The sequence below is a fragment of the Kitasatospora sp. NPDC058063 genome, from assembly GCF_042885395.1.
GTDB classification, from domain to species: Bacteria; Actinomycetota; Actinomycetes; order Streptomycetales; family Streptomycetaceae; genus Kitasatospora; species Kitasatospora lactacystinica.
This window is the reverse complement of sequence record NZ_JBHVSD010000018.1, coordinates 182335-203880: the sequence shown is the minus strand read 5'-3', so window position 1 is coordinate 203880 and position 21546 is coordinate 182335. Positions and strand designations below refer to the sequence as shown.

The following is a 21546-nucleotide window of genomic DNA, read 5'->3' as shown; positions in this document are numbered from 1 at the left end:
TCAGCCGTCCGTGGCCCCAGCTGCCCCCGGGGTCCTCGCTCTCGTGAAGAGCTCCACGGCTCCGGCTGATCAGGAGGTGGCCCTGGGAACGGCTCTAACAACGGCACCGTACGACGACCGCGTACCAAACGGCAGGGGCCGCGCATGCGTCCCTCTTGTCGAAGCGCTCCCAGGCGCCGCTTACAGACCAGACGTCCCGCCCGGCCCCCGCCAGGACCGCCCAAAAGCCGGCCCACGACGCCTATTAGGCCTACTCCTCGAAAGCCAACCGCTCCTACCTGCGCAGACGCGGGATCACCGCGGTGATCCCGGAGAAGGCGGACCAGGCGGCCAACCGGAGACGGAAGGGCTCCGCCGGCGGCCGACCGGTCGCCTTCGACCCCGACCGCTACAAGCGGCGCAACCACGTCGAACGGTGCTTCCAGAAGATCAAGACCTGGCGCGGCCTGGCCACTCGATACGACAAGAGCCCGGAAAGCTACACGGCAGGCCTGCACCTCCGCGGATCGATCATGTGGTTGAAGTCCCTGACCTCAACCACATGATCCGAACCTTGAACAGCTCCTAGCGGGCGCGATCGGGGCGTTCGGTGGGGTGCTGGTGAACCTCGCCTTCCGGCAGCCCTTCCTGGCCGGCGGCAACGAGGACGCGGCGTACACGGGGTTCCTGGTGGCGTACGCGGGCTGCTCGGCGCTGACCTGGGCGGTCTGGCTCCGGTGGCCGTGGCGGTGGTGGCGGTGGGCGACGGCGGTGGGGGTGACGGGGCGGGGCGCAGGGCGATGGGCTGTTGGTATGACGGTCGGGACGGTCGGGCGAGCGGGCGAGCCGCCGGGCGGTTAGCGTCGGCCGCAACACGTTCTCGGACCGGGAGGTTGCAGTGCAGCGGTGGATGATCCTGACGGTACTCACCTCGGCGCTCACCGGACTCACCGGCGCCGCCGTACCCGCCCTGGCCGACGATCCGACACAGACCCCCGACACCGCGGCCACCAGCGTCACCATCGGCGACGCCAAGATCGACCCCAGGCTCCCCGGCCGGATCCGGGTGGATGTCGACTACCTCTGCACCGTCGCCGACGACGCCCGCTCGCTCACCGTCACGGCGGAGCAGAAGGACCCGGAGGACACCTCGTCGATCGCCTTCGGCTCCAGCCGGACGGCGGAGACGGACGTGATCTGCGACGGGACACCGCAGAAACGGCAGATCGTCGTCCAGTCCAAGACCACCAACTGGCTCCCGGACGTCGACGCCGTCCTCACCGCCACCGTCTCCAACATCGGCGCCACCCCGTCGGCCGCCGCCGACGCCAAACGGGTCAAGCTGGCCACCACCGCCTGATGCGGTCGCCCGTCCGGGCCGCCGCCCTCCTGCTGCTCGCAGCCGGTCCCCTACTGACCGGCTGCATCAGCTCGTTCGTCGTACCGGGGCCGGAAGAGACCACCAGCCCCGTCGTGGCGCCGTCCGCGCCGTTCGCGCCGGCCCCGTCGCCGGCCCCCTTCGCGGGAACGGTGACGATCCGCGACTTCTCGTTCGAACCCGACAACTTCACCGTCAGCCCGGGCGCGGTAGTGACCGTGACCAACACCGGCACCACCACCCACACCCTCACCGCCCAGGACGGCACCTTCGACACCGGCCCCATCGCCCCAGGCGCCGGCGCCACCCTGACCGCCCCGAGCCAACCGGGCGCCTACTCGTACCTCTGCACCTTCCACCACTTCATGCGCGGGATCCTGACCGTGGCGTGAGGGACGATTGCCCTACGCTCGTGCCCTGCACACGGGGAGGGCACGAGGGATGGCGGACCACACGGCGAACACGGCGAACACGGTGAACGGCCCGGTGCACGGGACGGTCGTGCAGGCCGGGAGCATCGGCGTCGTGAACGTGGGCGGGATCCGAACCCCGGTGGTGCCGGACGGGGCCGACAAGTGGGTGAAGCTCGTCGCGGACTCCCGCGTCTGGCAGCACGTCCGCGAGGACCCGAACATCGAGCAGTACCAGCGCGTCGTGCAGGAGACGGTCGGTGAGCTGGCCCGGCTTCGGGACTCGGTCGACACGGCGGACGACCCCTGGCAGGACCCGGGCATCGCGGAGCGCTTCGCCAAACGGGTCGGCTGGCTGCTCGGCGAGGAGTCGCTGAAGCTCTACCCGGCCGAGGCCGCGCTGCTGGCCGTGCTCCCGTTCCTCTACCGGGTCCGCTCACTGCGCCTGGCGGCGGCGCGGGCCGCCGTCGGGCCGACCGACCTGGCGCCGTCACCCGAGCCCGACGCCGACCGATCGGCCTACGAGCAGTTCATCGAGTCCTACGACCTACTCGTGGGCCGCACCCGAACCCGCCCCGCCTCCGCCGTCCCCCTCGGCTGGTGGCTCTTCCACCGCTGGCTCGACCAGCACGAGGACCTTGCCGACCCCGACGGCGTCCAGGAGATCCTCGACCAGCTGCCGGCGCTCGCCGAACTTGAGGAGACCTTCTCCCTCAAGCGCGTCTGCGCCCTGCTGCACGGCCTGCGCCGGGGCCCCGACGTCGGCAACCGCGACTACCTCGCCGGCCTGAGCGCGGACAACCACCTGCGGGCCCCGGGCGAACAGCACGTCCGGGAGCCACGGTTGGCGTTGCTGCTCGCGCTGGCGTACGGGACGGCGATCGAGATGACCGCCCTCCCGGAGATCGTGGCCGAGCACCTCGGCATCCCGGACGAGGTCGACCTCGCCGACCTGCGCCGGACACTCGAACTGGCGGTCTGGGGCGGCTCCTACGACCTTCCCGTCCTGCGTGCGGAATGCCACCACGAGGCGGTGGTCGAAGGACTGCGCGAGTACACGGCCAGGGCCGACGAACTCCTCCACGCCGTCCGCCGCATCCTCCCGTCGCACCCACTCCCTACCCGGCTCACTTCGGACGAAGCCGCCCCCGCCGCAGGCGCCTTCACGGGCTGGGCGCGCTTCCGCATGGACGAACGCCGCGTCCGCAGCCTGCTGATGGGCGTCGAGCTCTACCGCGACCGGGACCTGGCCGTCCGCGAGCTCTACCAGAACGCCCTCGACGCCTGCCGGTACCGCCGCGCCCGGACGGAGTACCTGGACCGGACCAATCCCATCGCGACCTTCACGTATGACGGTCGAATCGAGTTCCGCCAGGGCGTGGACGAGGACGGCCGCGCCTACCTGGAGTGCCAGGACAACGGCGTCGGCATGGGCGAGGAGGAGTTGCGGGGAGTCTTCTCCAACGCCGGCGCCCGCTTCGCCGAGCAGCTCGACTTCAAGCTCGAACGCGCCGAGTGGCGCAAGGTCGACCCGCCCGTCGAGCTGTACCCCAACAGCCGCTTCGGCATCGGCGTACTGAGCTACTTCATGCTCGCCGATGAGATCAAGGTGACCACCTGCCGCCTGGACGCCTCCGGCCAGCTGGGCCCGCAACTGGAGGTCTCCATCTACGGCCCGAGCCACCTCTTCCGCATCGCCAAGCGGTCGGAGCGGGGCAGCGCGCCCGGCACCACCGTACGGCTGTACCTGCGGGACGACATCGAGCTGGCGGAGTCTTGGTCATGCGTGAACGTTCTCGAACGCCTCCTGGCCGTTGCGGAGTTCTGCACCTCGGCGGTGCACGTCGAGCGGGAGACGAACTGGAAACCCGGAGTCCTGGCATCGCGGGAGGCGCCCAGGGGCGAAGCCTTCGGCTTCAACGCCTGGGGCTCGATGATGTCCTGGACCGATGCCCCGGAAGGCGCGCAGGTGACGTGGTGCGAGCACGGCGGGGCCCTGTTGGTGGACGGGCTGGTGGTCGAGCCGGAAGTCGTGCGAGGAGTCGTATCGTCGCGCGGCCTGTCCGGTGCCGTGGTGAACCTCACCGGACGACTGTCCCCGGGAAAGCTGTCCGTTGACCGCCGCCGCGTCATCAGCGACCTCGCGGAGACGGTGCGGGAACTCCTGCAGTCGGCGGTGGTTGAGTTCGTGGGCCGCGACTCGGCCGTGCTGAGCATGGAGTGGATCCATCAGGTGACGGAGGAGAACTGCCACCTTGCCGATCTGGTGGCCGCCGAGGTCATCCGGCGGGGCCGTGGGTTCGAGTTCCTCGGGGTCGAGTACGAAACCCGCCGTACGGGTTGTTTCCTGGCGGATGCCGGAATTCTGCAATGGTTCGAAACTCTGGATGACTTCGGCAGCGGGACGGTTCTGGGCAACGTTCCTGATCACATTCTGCTCTGGAGAATGTTGGCTCACGGCGTGGACCGTTCCTTCCCGGAACTGGCGATCCTCTGCCCGGGGTTGCCTGCGGCCCGGGCGGTGCTTCCGGCGATGCCGTCCGATATCGCCGTGTTGGCGCCGAGACATCGGGAATTCGGGAGGAGGATGTGGGCCTTGCTGTATCTGGACGAGGGATCGATCCCGGATGTTGCCCGGAATCTCGGTCTCGCTCCGGAGAGCGTCCGCGCCAGGGCTGTTGAGCTGGGTGTTTTTTCTCGTCGCGGTTCGATTCTCCAGCAGGTTCCCGATCGTCCGTCCGTGACCGTCAGCGAGTTGCTGGCCATGGCGGATCGAAACGGGACTTCGGTGGAGGAAGCGGCGGACGCGTTGTTGGGCGCGGGCTGGGAACTCGCTCCCGAGGTCGTGGATCTCGCCGTAGCCGTCGACAGCGACCCCGTCTTCCTCTGGACGCGGTCGGGGAAGGGAGCCCGCTGGGGCGGCCCCATGCCGGGAGGCGCGGTGCCGCCAGGGCATCTGGTCAAAGCCGGCCGGGTATTGGGGATTCCTGTTGACCGGGTCTGTGCGGTGATGGCGAACTACGGTCTTGAGGCGGACCCGACGGGTCTGTCGCCATTTCCCTCCGACGAGACTGCGGCACTGTTGAGTTGGGAACTTGCGGACACCGGTCCCTGGCTGGAGCGATCGGAAGTGGTGCCGCCGGATCATCTCCTGCGCGCGGTACGGGATCTGGGAATCACGGTCGAGCGGGCCGCGGAGGTTCTCGGGGCGGCCGGGTTCACCGTGTCGCGCGTCCCGGAGGATGCCTGTGTTGCGGATCTCGATCTGTTCCAGGACGGGGGACCGCGTTGGTACGACGCGGGCGACCTGACCTACGAGCGGCTCTTCGCTGTGGTGGCATCGAGGAGTTCCTCGCTGGCGGAGGTCGTCGAGCGGTGTCGGGCCTACGGCATGGACGTTCCGTTCGCCCTGCCGGAGAGTCCCACCCGGCTGGACGAGGAACTCTTCTCGGACGGTGGTGCGATGGACTGGAGCGACCTGCGTGTGGGTGATCCCGTACCGTTCGCTCGATTGATCATGGCGGCCCGGCGGCTTCAGCGTCATCCCGGAGAGCTGGCTCGCCATCTGAGGTCTCGCGGGATCGTTCCCTCCAGCGATGACCTGCCGGCGGGGGTGACGTCGGACCAGGCGTTCGATCTCCTCGACGGATCGACATCGCGGCCGATCGGAACGCTGTGGATCGAGGATGTCACCCTGGTCGGTCTGCTGAAGCGGTCGCTGAGGACGGGATGGAGGATGGCGCAGATCACCGAGTGGTATCGGCAGTGGGGCATCAAGACTCCCGACGCAGCCGAGCTGATCCGCGACGCGCTCGCCCGCGTCCCCATGGCCGACCCCTCCTGAGCACCGAATCCACCCGTGAACAGGGCTGCTGCAACCTTCCTCCTTGTTCTACAGTTCTGTAGAACTAGACGAACGGTGATCGGGGACGAGCATGGACAGGTCGCTTCGGCTGCCGCAGCAGGATCGGGCGGACTTCGAGACGGAGCTGGGGCGAGCACTTTCCGCTCCGCAGGTGCGGGCGGCGCTGCGGGCGGGCGGGGACGAGGCTCGGGGTTCGGAGCGGTTGCGGCGGGCGGCGCGGGAGAACGCGGAGTTCGTGCTGGCCGCGGCGGCGCCGGAGTACGAGCGGTATGCGGCGTTGCGGGCGGACGCCGATGCGGTGGCGCGGCTGCCGGTGGCGGCGCCTCCCCGGGAGCGGGCGTCGGGGTGGTGGGGGGTGCTGGGGGTGGTCGTGCCGATCATCGCGGTGACGGCGGCGGTGATCTTCCTGCTGCTGGGCCTCGTGCTGGGGCTGGTGGAGGACCTGGAGGTGCTGGCGCACGCGCTGGTGGAGGCCGGGTGGGTGTCGGCCGGGGTGGCTGCGGTGAGTCTGCTGGTGGGCGGGCTGGGGCTGCTGGGGGCGGCCCGGGCGAGGGGTGCGGACGCCGGGGAGGCGGCGGACGGGCCGGGGGAACTGGTGCTGGCGCGGGATGCCTGGCGGTCGGCGCTGGCGGAGCGCGGGCTGGTGCCGTACCTGGTGGCGCAGGCGAACGCGGAGACCGGTCGGCGGCGCTGATCAGGCCCGGTCGAGTCTTGTCGAGCGGGCGGCCTCGACCAGGAGCTGGGCGGCGTCCGGGGGGATGGCGAGGCGGCGGGCGATCCAGGGGGCGGGGCGGCCGGCCCGGGCGAGCATCCAGGCGGAGTACAGGTGGCCGAGCTGGGGTGCGTTCTCGGCGAGCAGCAGGGGGCGGACGGCCTCCATCGGGAAGCCTTCGAGGGCGCGGGCGCTGTACTCGCGGCCGTTGGGGCCGGGTGGGGGCAGCGGGAGCGGGCGGCGGAGGTCGATCCAGCGGCTGAGCAGTACCGCGCCGACGACCAGCAGGCCGGTGCCGGAGGCGCCGATCAGGATGCCGCCGATGACGGGGCGGTCCTCCTCCTCGGCCATGCCGAGGGCGATCTCCTCCAGGACGAGCAGGCCGAGCACGGTGAGCAGTACCGCGGCCTCGGCGGGGCGCGGGTGGGTCCGGGACGTCGTCATGCGGAACCTCTTCCTCGGCGGGGCGGCCGGGGGTTTCGGGCGGGCGCGGCGATTCACCTTCCGTACAACGGCGGTGGGCGGCCCGGGGCACGCGTCACGGCTCAGGCGGTGAAATCGCGGATCATCATTGACGGACCGTCAAGTACGTGATGTGGGCGGCATGTTGGCCGCGGCAGGTTGGCCGTCCTGCGGAGGTCGGGACCGCGCCTCCTTCCGGTCGGGAGCGCCTGGGTGGCGTGTTCGTCGACGGGGTGAGGGGCCCGACTGCGGGCGGGCTTCGGGCCAGCATAGCCCGGGCATGTCACCTTCGACAGGCTTGTCGAAGTTGCGGAACCCGGGCTGCCGGTGGGCATGTCGAGGGGTGGCGGCCCGGCTACTTTGAGTGCGGAGCTCCGCTTCCGCGGTCGGGGCCGCAGGGGTGGGGAGGCCGGGGTCGGTGGGGCTCGCAGGCCGGTTCGACACTTCCAACTCGGCGGCGAGGAAGAGTACTTGCCCCGCCTGCCCCCTGCATGGCCGAGCGCCCACCCGCGCGCCCGGGCGTAGTGGCCGGGGCGTGCGGGTGGGCGCTGGGGCGGGGCGCTCGCAGGTGGGGCGGCTGGACGGCTGGGCGGCTGGGCGCGGGGAGGCGCGTCGTCAGCGGGCCAGCAGGGGGAGCGGGGCGCCGGTGCGGGCGGGCAGTTCGAGGCGGGTGAGCAGGGCGGAGGGCGAGACCTCGATCACCCGGCAGCCGGCCCGGTGGCGGCAGTGGCGGGCGACGGAGCCGTGCCGCAGGCGGTCCAGGCGGCGGCGGGTGGCGGCGCCGAGGACGAGCAGGTCCTCCGGGCCGGTGACGGCGCCGATCAGGGCGGGGCCGGGTTCGGCGTTGACCACCAGCGGGTGGATGACCAGGCCGGACGGGTAGCCGCCGTAGGCCTGTTCGAAGGCGATGTCGAGGCGCCGGCGGGCGGCGTGCTCCAGCTCGGAGGGCGGGCGCCGGCCGTCCCGCTCGATCGCGGTCCAGGCGGCGACGGGCACCAGCGTCGCTTCGTGCCGGGCGGCTTCGCCGACGGCGTGGTAGAGGGCGGCCAGACTGCTCAGTGACCCGCTCAGGCCGACGATCACTCGGGTGGTCCCGGTCATGGCCGTTCGCCTCCGTCTCTCCGGCGGCTCTCTCCATCGGGCTCCGCCGGTTCGGCACTCCTTGCTTCGGATGAATCAAGTGAACCCCGGAACGGACTCCTCCGTACCGCCGCTGACACCACCATGACGCAGGTCGCACACATCTTGACGGCCTTCTGACAGGGCCCGTCGGCGGTGGTGCGGCGGGCCCTCCGGCCGGTGTCTCCCGGCACGTTCGGCCGGTGTCGTCCGGCCGGTGTCTCCCGGCACGTCCGGCCGGTGTCTCCCGCCGGTGTCTCAGCCCAGCCCCGGGACGAACTGGATCAGCAGGTCGATCGCCTTGATGCCGAGGAACGGCAGCACCAGCCCGCCCAGTCCGTACACCCGCAGGTTGCGCCGGAGCAGGTCGGTCGCGGAGGCCGGCTGGTAGCGCACGCCGCGCAGGGCGAGCGGGATCAGGGCGACGATGATCAGGGCGTTGAAGATGATCGCGGAGGCGATCGCCGAGGTGGGGCTGTGCAGTTCCATGATGTTGAGGTGGTGCAGCCCTGGGTAGGCGTTCGCGAACATCGCGGGGATGATCGCGAAGAACTTGGCCACGTCGTTGGTGATCGAGAAGGTGGTCAACGCGCCTCGGGTGATGAGGAGTTGCTTGCCCACCCGGATGATGTCGATCAACTTCGCCGGATTGGAGTCGAGGTCGACCATGTTGCCGGCCTCCTTGGCGGCCGGGGTGCCGGAGTTCATCGCGACGCCGACGTCGGCCTGGGCGAGCGCGGGGGCGTCGTTGGTGCCGTCGCCGGTCATCGCGACCATGTTCCCGGCGGCCTGCTCGCGCCGCAGGTGGGCGAGCTTGTCCTCCGGGGTGGCCTCGGCGAGGAAGTCGTCCACCCCGGCCTCGTCGGCGATGGCGCGCGCGGTCAGCGGGTTGTCCCCGGTGACCATGACCGTGCGGATGCCCATCCGCCGCAGCTCGGCGAAGCGTTCGGCGATGCCCTCCTTCACCACGTCCTTGAGCTCGACGACGCCCAACGCCCGTGCGCCGTGCCGGTCGTGGACGGCGACCAGCAGCGGGGTGCCGCCGGACCCGGCGATCCGGTCCACCAGCGGCTCGGCCTCCATCGGCAGCCGTCCGCCGGAGTCCACCACCCAGCGGGCGACGGCGCTCGCGGCGCCCTTGCGGATCAGGCAGGTGGTGCCGTCCGACCAGGTGAGGTCCACGCCGCTCATCCGGCTGTGCGCGGTGAACGGCACGGGCCGCTGTTCGCCGAGTTCGCCGGGGGAGCGCGGCGGCACCCAGTACTGGCGGTTGGTCAGTTCGACCAGTGACCGCCCCTCCGGCGTCCCGTCCGCGACGGAGGCCAACTGGGCGGCCTCGGCGAGCTGTTCGGTGGTCGCGCCGGGCAGCGGGTGCAGGGCGACGGCCCGGCGGTTGCCGTGGGTGATGGTGCCGGTCTTGTCGAGCAGAAGCACGTCCACGTCCCCGGCGGCCTCCACCGCCCGGCCGGAGAGCGCGACCACGTTGCGCTGCACCAGCCGGTCCATGCCGGCGATGCCGATGGCGGAGAGCAGGGCGCCGATGGTGGTCGGGATGAGGGCGACCATCAACGCGACCAGCACGATGGTGGTTTGCGGCGCGTGGGCGTAGATGGCCATCGGCTGGAGCGACACGACGGAGAGCAGGAAGACGATGGTCAGCGAGGCCAGCAGGATGTTGAGCGCGACCTCGTTTGGCGTCTTCTGCCGGTCGGCGCCCTCGACCAGGGCGATCATCCGGTCCACGAAGCTCTGCCCGGGCCGCGAGGTGACCCGGACGACCAGGTGGTCGGAGAGGACCTTCGTCCCGCCGGTGACGCCGGTGCGGTCGCCGCCGGACTCCCGGACCACCGGCGCGGACTCCCCGGTGATCGCGGACTCGTCGACGGCGGCGACGCCTTCGACCACCTCGCCGTCCCGCGGGATCACCTCGCCGGCCGGCACGAGGACGATGTCGTGCAGCAGCAACTGCTCGGCGGGAACGGCCTCGTGGCGCAGGTCGCGGGTGCCGACCCGCCAGTGCAGGAGCCGTCGCGCCGTGGTGGTGGACCGGGCGCGGCGCAGCGATTCGGCCTGCGCCTTGCCGCGGCTCTCCGCGACGGCCTCGGCCAGGTTGGCGAACAGCACGGTCAGCCAGAGCCAGAAGGAGATCACCCAGGCGAAGACGCTCGGGTGGAGGACGGCGCTGACGGTGGTGAGCGCGGAGCCGCACTCGACCACCAGCATCACCGGGTTGCGCGTCATGGTGCGCGGGTGGAGCTTGCGGACGGCGGCGGGCAGTGCCTCGGCCAGCTGGCGGCGGGTGATCAGCCGGCGGCGGACGCCCGGCGAGGTGGGCCGGTGGCCGGGCGGCGGCCCGGGTGCACGGTCCGGGCGCCGGAACAGGTTCTGCTGGTCGGTGGTGTCCGGGGTGGTGAGGGCCGAACGGCGCATCGTCTCGGGGACCTTCCGGGCCGCCCGGTCGGGTGGGGCGGCGGTTCGGTGGGGCTGCGGGGACGGCGGACAGCCCACCACCGGAGCACCGGGGGACATGCCCGCCTTGACGAGGCCTTGGCGGCGCGGCGGCCGTCCTTGACAGACTCCTGACACCGCGGACGGGCCGCCGCGGGGCCACTGTCAGGAGGGCGTCAAGGACCGGGCCCGGGACGTACGTCATGCGTCAAGGACGGGTGCGGTCGGTGTGCGGAGGGTCTCCACTGGAGGTGTCCGGCCGTACGGGCCGCCGCTGGAAGGGACCTGCCATGACCACTGTCACCGCCGTCATCGACGTCGACGAGCCGCTGGAGCGGACGGTCCGCCCGGTGCCCGTCGCCTGGCGCCGGGACCGCCCCGAGCCGCCGGAACCGGCCCCGGCGGCCGACCGGGAACGCACCCGTCCGGCGCACTGCCGGTTCGCGATGCACTACGAGGACTGACACCCGGACCGATACCCGCCGGAGCATCCCGCCGCCCACGCGCCCGCCCACAGGAGTAGCCGCCATGACCCAGCTCGCCGCCCGGCCCGTCACCGCCCCCGTCACCGCCCCCGCCTCCGTCACCACCTCCGCCGACGCGCTCGGCGGCCCCTGGCCGGCCTCGGCGCGGCCCGGCCGGGGAGGCGAGGTGCTGGTCGGCGGCGTGGGACTGGCGGAGGCCGCCGAGCGGTTCGGCACCCCGCTGTACGTGCTGGACGAGGCCGAGGTCCGGGGCCGGGCCCGGGCCTACCGGCGGGCGCTGCCGCACGCCGAGGTGCTGTACGCGGCCAAGGCCTTCCTGTGCAGCGCGATGGCCGACTGGGTGGAGCAGGAGGGGCTGGGGCTGGACGTCTGCTCGTCGGGCGAGCTCTGGCTGGCCGTCTCGGCCGGCTTCCCGGCGCAGCGGATCCTGCTGCACGGCAACGCCAAGTCCCCGGAGGAGCTGCGGCTGGCGCGGCGGCTGCGGGTCGGGCGGATCGTGATCGACGGCCCGGCGGAGATCGCCCGGCTGGCCGCGCTGGTGGCGGCCGACACACCGCAGAAGGTGCTGGTCCGGGTGGTTCCCGGGATCGCCGCCGGGCACCACGCGGCGGTGCGCACCGGGGTCGGCGGGCAGAAGTTCGGTTTCCCGATCGAGGGCGGCGACGCGGCGGACGCCGTCTCCCGGGTGCTCGACCAGCCGGGCCTCGAACTGGCGGGACTGCACTGCCACCTGGGCTCGCAGATCACCTCGGTCGAGCCGTACCTGCTCGCGGTGGACGCGCTGGTGCGGCTGCTCGCCGAAGTGCGGGAGCGGCACGGCGTGGAGCTGCCGGAGCTGGACCTCGGCGGCGGCCACGGCATCCGCTACCTGGCGGGGGATGAGGCGCTGGACCTCGCCGAGTTCGCGGTGCGGGTGACCGACCGGCTGGCTGTGCGTTGCGTGGAGGCCGGGCTGGAGGTGCCCCGGCTGATCGTCGAACCCGGTCGCGCCGTGGCCGGTCCGGCCGCGGTGGCCGTGTACCGGGTGCTGTCCGTCAAGCACTCGGCCGACGGCCGCTGCTTCGTCGCGGTGGACGGCGGCATGAGCGACAACCCGCGCCCGGCGCTGTACGGATCGCCGTACGCGGTGCGGCTGGTCGGCCGCCGCTCGGAGGCGGGGGAGGCGAGGGTGGACGTGGTGGGCCGTCACTGCGAGGCCGGGGACGTGCTGGTGCGGGACGCGGCGCTGCCCGCAGACCTGCGCCCGGGCGACCTGCTGGCGATGCCGGCGGCCGGTGCGTACCAGCTGTCGATGGCGTCCGGCTACAACCTGGTCGGCCGCCCGGCCGTGGTGGCGGTGAAGGACGGCCGGGCGCGGCTGCTGATCCGGCGGGAGACGGTCGAGGACTTCCGTCTGCGCGAGGTCGGCCGCTGACGGCTGAAGGCTGAAGTCGGACGGCTGACGGCGGACGGCGGTTGCGCGGGAAGTCGGCCCGGCCGACCTTCCCGCGCCGAAAAAGCAGGTGGGAGGCCGTGTCCGCCGTTGATAGGGTCCCGCCCCGTGACGAACTGGCGAGAGATCCATGAGAACGACTGCGCACTCCCCCCGGGGCGCGGGCTGGACGACCTGACCGCGGAGCTGGCGGAGGCTCTGGGGAGCCCGGACCCCGAGATCAGGGACGGTTACCCGTACGCGGTGCTGGAAACCTGGATACGGAGCGGGGTGATCGACCGCGAGCGGTGTCTGGCGCTCGGTGACCTGATGGCGGAGCGCTTCACCGATCCGCGGATCGAGGCGCGGACCTTCGCCCCGCTCGTCCTGAGGATGATCGTGAACCAGGGCGGCACCAGGCCCGGGTGGCTCGACGCGTTCGCCGCCTGGTACCGCGCGGAGGCCGACCTGCGGGGCCGTGACGACACGCTCGGCTGGCTGCACGCGGTGGCGCACGGCGCGGACCTGCTGGGGGCCTTCGGTCTGCGGCCCGAGGTCGACCCCGGACCGCTGCTCGTGCTCGCCGCCGAGCGCCTGCTCGCCCCGACGGAGTACCTGTTCGCGGAGCGGGAGGACGACCGGCTCGCCAAGGCCGTGGCCCTCGTCCTCACCCGCCCCGACCTGACGCCGGAGCGGTCGACCGGCTGGCTGGCACCGATCGCCGAGGCCCTCGCCCCGTACGAGTACGGGCCGATGCCGGTCTGGGCCTCCAACACCGTCCGCACCCTGCGGGCCCTGTACCTGCTGGCGGACCTCGGGGTCTGCGCGGAGCGCGGCGGCCGCCCCGTCCCGCTCGCCCACGGCGAGGTGGTGAAGGCCTGGGTGGCCGAGGTGCTGCGCCTGTCGCCCCGATAAGCCGGGGACGGGATCCCGACCCGGTCCACGGTGCGCCGAACGTGCCCCAATGTGAGGGAACAGGACCGCTTCTGTCGGTTTGTCATCCCTGACGCATGAGGTAATTGATGCGAACTCGACCATTTGTGGCGGGCCGCTGTTAGGCTGCGCGACTGAATACGAACTCTCCACGATGTAAAAGGACTTGGAAGAGAGGGTGAAGGATCGCTCCTTCGCCGCCGCCGCCGACACCCGAGGAGCCATGTGAGACCCGAAGACGTCCCCCTGCTGTTCCAGGAGTTGGCCCGCGAGTTCGCCGACGTCACCGACATGTCGGTGGCGGCGACCGGTTCCCTCGCCCGCGGCGACCACCGCACCGGGCCGGGCGGAGACGTCGTCTCCAACCTCGACCTGGTCCACGTCGTGGCCGAGGACGCGGACGTGCCGGAAGTCCGTGACCTAGTGGGACGGAGGATGCGGCGGATCTCCGACACCTTCCGGATCGAGACGACGTCCGTCATCGCCAGGCTCCCGGCGTTCCGGCTGGCCGGCCACGCCCACTACCGGATCAGCATGAGGCCCGAGTGGTTCTGCGACGGCCTCGCACTCGGCCCGGAGGGCTTCGACCTGCCGGGCCGCGACGACAGCGACCCGCACGGGGCACTGGCCTGGATGATGCAGCCCGTCCCCTACTACCTGGCGAAGGCGACGGCCCTGGACCCGACGACCAACCTCGCCAAGGCCCGCAGGGCCGCGACGCGGCTGGCCGACCGGTTCGATCTCAAGGAGGTGCGCGACGGCCTCGACAACCTCCCGCACGCCCTGCGCGCCCTGATCGCCGAGCGCGGCATCACCCCGCTCGAATCCACCGCGCGCTACCTCGCCACCCCCACCCACCCCGCCGTCGCGCAGCTCGTCCGCGACGCGGTCTTCGTCGAGAGCATGGGCCTGTCGTCCGCCGACTCGATGGTCGTCCTGCTGCCGTCCGCCCCGAACTGACCACCACCGGAGAGCACCCCATGTCCACCCGGCAGCACGTGGAGATCCTGCCCCCGCACCCCTTGCGGGCTGGCTACGACAGGTCCTTGGAACGCGGGTCGATAGCCGACGAATTCCAACGGCGCCTGGAGCCCGCCAACTTCAACCCGGGCTACCTCGGCGCCCTGACCGAGCGGGTCGAACTGGCCCTGGGCCGGGACCCGTCGGACGAGACCATGCGCTGGCGCCTGGCGTTCCTGCTGCTCCAGAACAACGCCACCGCGGCCGCGGTCGAACGGGCCGAGGAGTTGCTCGCCGGAGCCGTCCTCCCGCAGAGCCGGCGGCTGGCCCACCTGGTGGCCGGGATCCGGAGCCGGGCCGACCGGCCGCGCACCGGACGTGGCGTCCGGCGGGTCAACTGGTCGATCAACAATCGCTGTCCGATGTCCTGTCAGGGCTGCTACAACCCGTTTGCCGCGGAGCAGATCGACCTGGCCGAGGCGGACCGGATCATCGCGAAGCTGGCCGCGCACGGGACCACCGACCTGGTGCTGGCGGGCGGCGATCCGCTGCTGTGGCCGCCGATCTTCGACGTGGTCGACCACGCGATCGCCGCCGGCCTCAAGGTCGGCCTCGACACCACCGGCTACACGCTCACCGCCGAGAAGCTCGACCGCCTCCGCGGCCTGTCCTCGCTGCGGCTGCCGCTGGACGCCGTCACCGCGGACGTGCAGCGGGCGTTCCGCCGCAGCCCGGACGCCGACCTCCTCCGGGCGCTGCTGGAATCCCTCGCCCTGTGCGACGCCGAGGGCTTCGACCGGGTGCGGGTGCACACCGTGGCGAGTGCCGAGAACCTCCACCAACTGCCGGAGCTCGCAGACGAGATCATGTCCCACCCTTCGGTCGCCCAGTGGGTGATCTTCCAGTGGTGGGGCCGGCGGGCGTCGCCGGCCACGGTCCGCAGGCTCGGGGTGGCGGTCGAGGACGTCCGCGCGGTCGTGGACGGGATCCGGCGCGACCACCCCGGCCGGGAGGTCCACCTCGCGGAGAGCAGCGAGCGGGAGCTGCTGAACTGGATGATCCAGTCGAGCGGGCAGGTCGTCACCTTCGGGTCGGGCGCGGAGGAGGAGTTCATCCTGGGCAACCTCCTGACCGACGAGGTCGAGGAGATCCTGACCCACCCGATCCTGGACTTCGAGGCCATGTCCCGCGGGATCCCGGTCACCCCGGGAACGCGCTTCCCCGGCGCCGACGGGGGCGCCCCGTCGGCGGACGATCGGACCTGACCCCTCGCCGGCAGGTACCGGGTGCTGCGCGGTGCCCGCCGGCGGCGATCGGATCAGGCGGCGAGCAGGTACCAGCCCCCGAGGCCGCTGCACATGCTCGCGTTGTAGGTGCCCGCGCGGAAGCCGGCCGGAACGGGCTGGTAGGGGCACATGTACTCGCCGACGCGGGCCAGTTGCTGGTACCACGCGCCGATGTTGCCGCAGCCGGAGTTCATGTGGCCGGTGAGCACGTAGCCGGGCGGGATCGGCGAACCCGCGCAGGTGTACTGGCCGTCGCGGGGCAGCTCCAGGTACCAGTAGTCGATGCCGCTGCAGCCGGTGGCGTTGTGGAGGGTGATCACGTAGCCGGGGGGAATCGGAGAGGTGGCGCAGGTCCAGATGCCGTTCTGCACGGGCTGGATGTACCAGGCGCCGGCCTTGTTGCACCCGCTCGGCTGGCGCTGGGTGATCACGTAGCCGTCCGGTACGGGCGTGCCGGGACAGACCCACCCGGGGGAGGCCTGGGCGGCGGCGACCGGTGCCGCCGCCGGTGCCGCACCGGCCGTGCCGGCGGCCGTGCCGGTGAGGACGGCCACCAGCAGGGTGACCACCCCCACCGCGGCGGCGAGCCGGCCCCGGACTGCCGCCGTCCATGAACGACCGAGCACGTGGCGATACTTGATGTTCACTACTCACCAGTCCAATCGACGGGTCCGCGAAGCGCCGCGCGATGGTCGTACGGCGCCGTGCCGCGGAGCTGGACCGACCCTAGTCGGACGAACGGTGGAGCCGGTCGACACTGGGCGAATACATGACAAACCTGGCCGGAAACCGACCCGGGGCTCTCCCGCCGGGTCGAGTCACCCGCTGATAACGGAACGGTTGCGGAGCCCGCCGTTCCCCTCGCCAGGGCTTGACGGCACGGGGAGGGCGGGCGTTTGCTGTGTCCGCTCGTTCGAACCTGTTTGGTTCTGGTCTGTTTTGTGTGTTTGAACGTTCAAACCGACCCGAGCGACCCCCGCCTCATCTGCCACACCCACCACCCCCTGCGCATCACAGCCTTCCGGCGCCACCCCACCGAGAGGAATGCAATGTCACACCTTTCTCGTCGCGACCTTCTCCGCGCCTCCGGAGCCGGCCTGCTGGCCGTCGCCGCCGGCGGCACCCTCGCGGCCTGCGGCGGCGGCTCCGGCTCGGGAGGCGCCGCCGGCGGGGACGCCGACACCGGCACGATCACCGTCTGGTCCTGGGCCACCGCCGCCGACGCCCTGCGCGGCATCGTCCCGGCCTTCGAGAAGGACAACCCGGGGATCAAGGTCGACGTCCAGGACATCGGCGAGCCCGCCATCTGGGACAAGATCACCGTCGGCCTGGCGGCCGGCGGCCAGGGGCTCGGCGACGTCCTCCACATCGGCTGCGACTACCTGCCCGGCTACCAGGAGAAGTTCCCCGGCGGCCTGGCCGACCTCTCCGCGCTCGGCGCCGACGCCCACAAGGACAAGTTCGCCAAGGGCCTGTGGCCGGTCGTCACCGGCAAGGACGGCCACGCCTACGCGCTGCCCTGGGAGGTCAACGCGCTGGGCTTCTTCTACCGCAAGGACTACTTCGACAAGGCGGGCATCGACCCCGAGACCTTCGCCACCTGGGACGACCTGCTCGCCGTCGCCGACCGCTTCAAGGCCGCCAACCCCGGCGTCGCGCTGATCGGCGTCAACCGGGCCGCCAACCCCACCCCCGACCTGGACTTCCTCCAGGGCCTGATGCAGCTCCAGGGCGCCTTCTACTTCGACCTCCAGGGCAAGATCACCGTCGGCTCGGAGCCGGCCGTGCGCGCCCTGACCATCATCAAGCGGCTGGACGAGGCCGGGCTGATCGGTGACACCCCCGGCGTCCAGAGCTGGCCGCCGGTGATGAAGAGCGGCAAGCTCGCGGTGGCCGCGATGCCCACCTGGGTCGCGCACTACCTGGAGAAGAAGTTCCCCGACCAGAGCGGCAACTGGCGCCTCACCAAGCCCCCGGCGGTCACCCCCGGCGGCAAGCGCACCGCGCTGGTCAACTCCACCCACCTGGCCGTCGCCGCCTCCAGCCCGCGCCGCCGCGCCGCCTGGAAGTTCGTCGAGTACGCGCTCACCCGCACGGCCTCGGTCAACACGATGTTCAACGCGGGCGGCGTCTTCCCGGCCCTCACCGAGGCCTACGCCGACCCGATGTACGCCGCGCCCAGCGCCTTCTACGGCGGCCAGGCGGTGCTCAAGACCTTCACCGACCTCGCCACCGAGGGCGGCGACCCCACCAACTACTCCGGCGACTACGCCCGCGCCCTCAAGCTCGTCAGCGATGCCCAGACCAAGGTGCTCCTCAAGGGCGCCGACCCGGCCGCCGTCCTCCAGGACGCCGCCAAGCAGCTCGCCCAGCAGACGGGGCGCGGTATCGCATGAGCGCCGCCAGCCCGACCTCCGCCGCCCTCACCGGGAAGGCCGGGCGGAGCCGCCGGCGGCGCACCGCCCTGCCGTACCTGCTACTCGCCCCGGCCCTGCTCACCTTCGGCGTGTTCAAGGCCTACCCGATCATCGAGTCGCTGTGGCTCTCCTTCACCACCGGCGCCGGCGCCGCCACCCGCAACGCCGGCATCGCCAACTACCGGCGGCTGCTGGACGATCCGCTGTTCTGGACGGCCCTGCGCAACACCGGCGAGATCCTCGTCGTCCAGGTCCCGCTGATGCTCGGACTGGCCCTGCTGATGGCCGTCGGCATCAACTCCGCGGTGGTGCGCTGGCGCACGGTGTGGCGCCTCGGCGTCTTCATGCCCTCGGTCACCGGCCTGGTCGCCACCGGCGTGATGTTCGCCTACCTGCTCAAGTCCGACGACGGTGCGGTCAACTGGGTGCTGAACGCCGTCGGCCTGCCCTCCGTCGACTGGCTGGGCCAGCCGGTCTGGGCCCGGATGGCCGTCGTGGTGGTGCTCACCTGGCACTACACCGGCTACAACGCCGTCATCTACCTCGCCGGACTCCAGTCCATCCCGAAGGAGTTGTACGAGGCCGCGATGGTCGACGGCGCCGGCCCGATCCGCCGCTTCACCTCGATCACCGTCCCCGCGCTGCGTCCGGTGCTGCTGTTCACGGTCGTGCTCTCGACCATCGGCACGCTCCAGCTCTTCGACGAGCCGTACGTGCTGACCGGCGGCGGGCCGGACAACGCCACCCTGACCGTCTCCATGTACCTGTACCAGAACGGCTTCCGGTACTTCGACTTCGGCTACGCCTCCGCCATCGCCTACGCGCTCACGCTGATCGTGTCGGTGCTCGGCGCCCTCCAGATGCGCCTGATGGGAGAGCGCGACAAGTGACCTCCAAGACCACCACCCCCCAGACCACGACGCCCGGGAGCACGACGCCCGAGGGCGCGACAGCCCGGAGCGCTACGCCCGGGAGCACGACCCCCAGGAGGGCGAACCCCCTCAACAAGCTGCGCGGCTGGCCGCTCACCTTCTTCCTGGCCGGCATCACCGGGCTGTCGATCGCCCCCTTCTACTGGCTGGTGGTCTCCGCCACCCGCAAGGACACCGAGGTCTTCGACTGGCCGCCCAAGCTGCTGCCCGGCGGGAGCCTCGGCGAGAACCTGAGCCACCTGCAGCAGAAGATCGGCCTGCTCCGGGTGATCGGGAACTCCGTGCTGGTGGCGGGGGTCCAGACGCTGGGCGCCCTCGTCGTGGCGCTGCTCGCGGGCTACGCCTTCGCCAAGTTCCGCTTCCGCGGCCGCACCCTGCTGTTCGCACTGCTGCTGTCCACCCTCGTGGTGCCCGAACAGGTCACGCTGGTACCGCTGTTCAAGATGATGACGGACTTCGGCCTGCTGGACACCTACCAGGCGCTGATCCTGCCCGGGCTGTGCGTGCCGTTCGCCATCTTCCTGATGCGGCAGTCGCTGAGCAGCCTGCCGGACGAACTCCTGGACGCCGCCCGGGTCGACGGCGCGGGCGAGATCCGGGTGCTGTTCAGCGTGGTGGTGCCGGTCATGCGGCCGGTGCTGGCGGCGCTGTCGATCTTCCTCTTCCTGGGGTCCTGGAACCAGTTCGTCTGGCCGCTGATCGCCCTGCGCAGCCCCGAGATGCACACCCTGCCGGTCGCCCTGGCGACGCTGCACGGCAACAAGTCCAACACCGACTACGGCGCGATCCTCTCCGGCACCGCGCTGTCCACCCTGCCGATGATGGTCCTCTTCCTGGTCCTCCAGCGGCAGTTCATCTCCGGCCTGCTGGCCGGCGCCACGAAGGGCTGACCATGACCGAGAGCACGATCGAGAGCAGGAACGAGAGCGCGACCGCGAGCGCGACCGCGACCGCGACCGGGAGCACGGGCGGGACGACGACCGGCGCCGACGACGTCTGGGAGCCGCACGCCCCCACCGCCGCCGGCGGCCTGCGCCGGCTGTACGCCGACGGGCTGGACCTGCGGGTGAGCGGCACCGGCACGGCCCGGGGCATCGCCGACGGGGTGGTGGAGGTGACCGCCGAGGGCGCGGGCGAGGTGCGGATCGAGTGGCGCGTACCCTGCGTGGACGCCACCGCCCTGTGGACCCCCGAGCCGCGCGGCACCGGCCGGCTGCCCGCCGCCTGGAGCGCCCCGCGCCGCACCTCGCTGGCCAACGGCGCGCCGATCGCCGCGCTGGTCGGCACCGGGGACGTCGCCCTGTGCGCCTTCGCCGCCGGGCGTCCGGACGTGCTGACCGGGGCCGGAGTGGTCGAGGAGACCGGCGAGTTCCGGTTCTGGGCCCAGGCCACCGACCGGCTCACCGTCCGGATCGACACCTCCCGCCGGCACTTCGGGCGCGCCCTGGCCGACCTCGCCGCCTGGTGGGGAGAGGGCCGCACGGCCGACATCCCGGAGGCCGCCCGCCGCCCCGCGTACTCCACCTGGTACTCGATGCACCAGGACATCACCCCCCAGGGCGTCGAGACCCAGGCCGCGCTCGGCAAGGAGCTGGGCCTGGACGTGATCATCGTGGACGACGGCTGGATGACCGCCGACCGCACCCGCGGCTACGCCCACTGCGGCGACTGGGAGCCGGTCTCGCTGCCCGACACCGCCGCCCACGTGCGGCGGGTGCACGACCTCGGCGTGCGCTACATGCTCTGGTACGCACTGCCGTTCATCGGCAAGGACAGCGCCGCGTACCGGGAGATCGGTCACCTCGCGCTGGCCGACGCCGCCCACATGGGCGCGATCGTCGCCGACCCGCGCCACCCCGAGGTCCGGGCCTTCCTCACCGACCGGCTCGCCCGGGCCGTCGAGGAGTGGGGCATGGACGGCCTCAAGGTGGACTTCGTCGACTGGTTCGCCCGTGCCGCCGAGAGCGCCGACGCCCCGCCGGCCCGCCCCGGCGCGGACTGCGCGACCGTCGACGAGGGCGTGGAGCGGCTGCTCGCCGGGATCCGCGGCCGGATCACCGCCGCCGACCCGGAGGCGATGATCGAGCACCGCCAGCCGTACGTCAGCCCCGGCCTGTGGCCGTACGCGACCATGATCCGCGCCACCGACTGCCCGCTCAGCCCGCAGGAGAACCGGCAGCGGACCGTCGACGTGCGGCTCGCGGCCGGGCCCGTCCCCGTCCACGCCGACATGCTGATGTGGCACCAGGGCGAGCCGCCGGAGCAGGTCGCCTGCCACCTGATCAACGTGCTGTTCTCGGTGCCGCAGGTCTCCGTCGACCTCGCCGCGCAGAGCGAGGCCCAGCGCGAGGCCATCGCCTTCTGGCTCGGCGTCTTCCGCGAGCACACCGCCACCCTCCAGCTCGGCGAACTGCTCCCGGCCCGCCCGGACCTCGGCTACCCGATGGTCACCGCGCGCGGCGCCGGCACCGTGGCGGTGGCCCGCTACGCCGCACTGCCGGTGGACGTCTCCGGCGGGGACTGGAACACCCTGCTGGTCGCCAACGCCGACGCCGACCCGGACGTCCGGCTCACCGGCGGTCGCGGGCAGGTGGCGGTGACGGTGCAGGACGCCCGGGGGCGTATCGTCCGGCAGGGCGAGGTCGAGCTGGACCGGGCGGACGCGATCGTGGTGCCGCGCGGCGGACTACTGACCCTGCGCCGGGCCTGACCCTGCGCCGGGCCTGACCCCGCGCCGGTCCTGACCGTG

The 21546-nt window shown here is 72.0% G+C and carries 18 protein-coding genes and 1 pseudogene; 15 read left to right on the top strand and 4 right to left on the bottom strand.

Annotation, left to right across the window (positions count from 1 at the left end):
• Positions 1 to 248 precede the first annotated feature (248 nt).
• The 6 genes and pseudogenes from ACFVUY_RS28705 to ACFVUY_RS28680 all read left to right on the top strand — a co-directional run.
• Positions 249 to 545 (top strand): annotated as a pseudogene (locus ACFVUY_RS28705) (transposase); the annotation flags it as partial.
• A gap of 55 nt (positions 546 to 600) precedes the next feature.
• On the top strand, positions 601 to 840 hold the full coding sequence (locus tag ACFVUY_RS28700; protein WP_387734641.1) for a hypothetical protein: 240 nt from the start codon (positions 601 to 603) through the stop codon (positions 838 to 840).
• Between the two features lie 49 nt (positions 841 to 889).
• The gene (locus ACFVUY_RS28695) at positions 890 to 1339 is read left to right on the top strand and encodes a hypothetical protein (RefSeq protein ID WP_380549492.1); all 450 of its coding nucleotides are present in this window, start codon (positions 890 to 892) and stop codon (positions 1337 to 1339) included.
• Entirely contained in the window at positions 1339 to 1749 is a 411-nt protein-coding gene (locus tag ACFVUY_RS28690) for a cupredoxin domain-containing protein (protein WP_387734639.1), read from the top strand. Before ACFVUY_RS28695 ends, ACFVUY_RS28690 begins: the two co-directional genes overlap by 1 nt.
• Positions 1750 to 1798: 49 nt before the next feature.
• On the top strand, positions 1799 to 5611 hold the full coding sequence (locus tag ACFVUY_RS28685; protein ID WP_387734637.1) for an ATP-binding protein: 3813 nt from the start codon (positions 1799 to 1801) through the stop codon (positions 5609 to 5611).
• 91 nt (positions 5612 to 5702) lie between these two features.
• Entirely contained in the window at positions 5703 to 6326 is a 624-nt protein-coding gene (locus tag ACFVUY_RS28680; RefSeq protein WP_387734634.1) for a hypothetical protein, read from the top strand.
• Here ACFVUY_RS28680 and ACFVUY_RS28675 read toward each other — a convergent pair whose 3' ends face one another.
• The 3 genes from ACFVUY_RS28675 to kdpB all read right to left on the bottom strand — a co-directional run bounded on the left by ACFVUY_RS28675 (position 6327) and on the right by kdpB (position 10355).
• Positions 6327 to 6788: a hypothetical protein gene (locus tag ACFVUY_RS28675; protein ID WP_387734632.1), complete on the bottom strand. Its 462-nt coding sequence runs from the start codon at positions 6786 to 6788 to the stop codon at positions 6327 to 6329. It lies immediately after the preceding gene.
• A gap of 633 nt (positions 6789 to 7421) precedes the next feature.
• Positions 7422 to 7907, bottom strand: coding sequence for a universal stress protein (locus tag ACFVUY_RS28670; RefSeq protein ID WP_387688558.1), 486 nt, complete (start codon positions 7905 to 7907; stop codon positions 7422 to 7424).
• Between the two features lie 276 nt (positions 7908 to 8183).
• Positions 8184 to 10355, bottom strand: a complete 2172-nt coding sequence (gene kdpB, locus ACFVUY_RS28665) for a potassium-transporting ATPase subunit KdpB (RefSeq protein WP_387734630.1) — start codon at positions 10353 to 10355, stop codon at positions 8184 to 8186.
• A gap of 308 nt (positions 10356 to 10663) precedes the next feature.
• On the opposite strand from kdpB, the gene ACFVUY_RS28660 reads away from it, so the two are divergent.
• The 5 genes from ACFVUY_RS28660 (at position 10664) to ACFVUY_RS28640 (ending at position 15427) form a co-directional block, all read left to right on the top strand.
• Positions 10664 to 10837, top strand: a complete 174-nt coding sequence (locus ACFVUY_RS28660; RefSeq protein ID WP_380549512.1) for a hypothetical protein — start codon at positions 10664 to 10666, stop codon at positions 10835 to 10837.
• 64 nt (positions 10838 to 10901) lie between these two features.
• Positions 10902 to 12272, top strand: a complete 1371-nt coding sequence (gene lysA, locus ACFVUY_RS28655) for a diaminopimelate decarboxylase (RefSeq protein ID WP_387734627.1) — start codon at positions 10902 to 10904, stop codon at positions 12270 to 12272.
• Positions 12273 to 12398: 126 nt separating this feature from the next.
• Positions 12399 to 13184 carry a DUF2785 domain-containing protein gene (locus tag ACFVUY_RS28650; RefSeq protein ID WP_387734625.1) on the top strand — a complete coding sequence of 262 codons (786 nt, stop codon included), beginning with the start codon at positions 12399 to 12401 and terminating at the stop codon, positions 13182 to 13184.
• 243 nt (positions 13185 to 13427) lie between these two features.
• Positions 13428 to 14162, top strand: coding sequence for a hypothetical protein (locus ACFVUY_RS28645; RefSeq protein ID WP_387734623.1), 735 nt, complete (start codon positions 13428 to 13430; stop codon positions 14160 to 14162).
• 20 nt (positions 14163 to 14182) lie between these two features.
• Positions 14183 to 15427 carry a radical SAM protein gene (locus ACFVUY_RS28640; protein WP_387734620.1) on the top strand — a complete coding sequence of 415 codons (1245 nt, stop codon included), beginning with the start codon at positions 14183 to 14185 and terminating at the stop codon, positions 15425 to 15427.
• Between the two features lie 53 nt (positions 15428 to 15480).
• Here the strand turns inward: ACFVUY_RS28640 and ACFVUY_RS28635 are convergent, their stop codons facing one another.
• Positions 15481 to 16074 carry a hypothetical protein gene (locus ACFVUY_RS28635; protein ID WP_387734617.1) on the bottom strand — a complete coding sequence of 198 codons (594 nt, stop codon included), beginning with the start codon at positions 16072 to 16074 and terminating at the stop codon, positions 15481 to 15483.
• Between the two features lie 423 nt (positions 16075 to 16497).
• On the opposite strand from ACFVUY_RS28635, the gene ACFVUY_RS28630 reads away from it, so the two are divergent.
• The 4 genes from ACFVUY_RS28630 to ACFVUY_RS28615 all read left to right on the top strand — a co-directional run bounded on the left by ACFVUY_RS28630 (position 16498) and on the right by ACFVUY_RS28615 (position 21507).
• Complete coding sequence (locus ACFVUY_RS28630; protein ID WP_387688546.1) at positions 16498 to 17844, top strand: extracellular solute-binding protein; 1347 nt, start codon at positions 16498 to 16500, stop codon at positions 17842 to 17844.
• On the top strand, positions 17841 to 18755 hold the full coding sequence (locus tag ACFVUY_RS28625; protein ID WP_387734615.1) for a carbohydrate ABC transporter permease: 915 nt from the start codon (positions 17841 to 17843) through the stop codon (positions 18753 to 18755). Before ACFVUY_RS28630 ends, ACFVUY_RS28625 begins: the two co-directional genes overlap by 4 nt.
• 119 nt (positions 18756 to 18874) lie before the next feature.
• On the top strand, positions 18875 to 19687 hold the full coding sequence (locus ACFVUY_RS28620) for a carbohydrate ABC transporter permease (RefSeq protein WP_387734651.1): 813 nt from the start codon (positions 18875 to 18877) through the stop codon (positions 19685 to 19687).
• A gap of 2 nt (positions 19688 to 19689) precedes the next feature.
• Positions 19690 to 21507 carry a glycoside hydrolase family 36 protein gene (locus ACFVUY_RS28615; RefSeq protein WP_387734613.1) on the top strand — a complete coding sequence of 606 codons (1818 nt, stop codon included), beginning with the start codon at positions 19690 to 19692 and terminating at the stop codon, positions 21505 to 21507.
• Positions 21508 to 21546 lie beyond the last annotated feature (39 nt).

What these genes read in the sequence shown, in the direction of transcription:
- ACFVUY_RS28695 (WP_380549492.1), top strand. Translation starts at nt 890, where the DNA reads ATGATCCTGACGGTACTCACCTCGGCGCTCACCGGACTCACCGGCGCC.
- ACFVUY_RS28690 (WP_387734639.1), top strand. Translation starts at nt 1,339, where the DNA reads ATGCGGTCGCCCGTCCGGGCCGCCGCCCTCCTGCTGCTCGCAGCCGGT.
- ACFVUY_RS28685 (WP_387734637.1), top strand. Translation starts at nt 1,799, where the DNA reads ATGGCGGACCACACGGCGAACACGGCGAACACGGTGAACGGCCCGGTG.
- ACFVUY_RS28680 (WP_387734634.1), top strand. Translation starts at nt 5,703, where the DNA reads ATGGACAGGTCGCTTCGGCTGCCGCAGCAGGATCGGGCGGACTTCGAG.
- ACFVUY_RS28675 (WP_387734632.1), bottom strand. Translation starts at nt 6,788, where the DNA reads ATGACGACGTCCCGGACCCACCCGCGCCCCGCCGAGGCCGCGGTACTG.
- ACFVUY_RS28670 (WP_387688558.1), bottom strand. Translation starts at nt 7,907, where the DNA reads ATGACCGGGACCACCCGAGTGATCGTCGGCCTGAGCGGGTCACTGAGC.
- kdpB (WP_387734630.1), bottom strand. Translation starts at nt 10,355, where the DNA reads ATGCGCCGTTCGGCCCTCACCACCCCGGACACCACCGACCAGCAGAAC.
- ACFVUY_RS28660 (WP_380549512.1), top strand. Translation starts at nt 10,664, where the DNA reads ATGACCACTGTCACCGCCGTCATCGACGTCGACGAGCCGCTGGAGCGG.
- lysA (WP_387734627.1), top strand. Translation starts at nt 10,902, where the DNA reads ATGACCCAGCTCGCCGCCCGGCCCGTCACCGCCCCCGTCACCGCCCCC.
- ACFVUY_RS28640 (WP_387734620.1), top strand. Translation starts at nt 14,183, where the DNA reads ATGTCCACCCGGCAGCACGTGGAGATCCTGCCCCCGCACCCCTTGCGG.
- ACFVUY_RS28630 (WP_387688546.1), top strand. Translation starts at nt 16,498, where the DNA reads ATGTCACACCTTTCTCGTCGCGACCTTCTCCGCGCCTCCGGAGCCGGC.
- ACFVUY_RS28625 (WP_387734615.1), top strand. Translation starts at nt 17,841, where the DNA reads ATGAGCGCCGCCAGCCCGACCTCCGCCGCCCTCACCGGGAAGGCCGGG.
- ACFVUY_RS28615 (WP_387734613.1), top strand. Translation starts at nt 19,690, where the DNA reads ATGACCGAGAGCACGATCGAGAGCAGGAACGAGAGCGCGACCGCGAGC.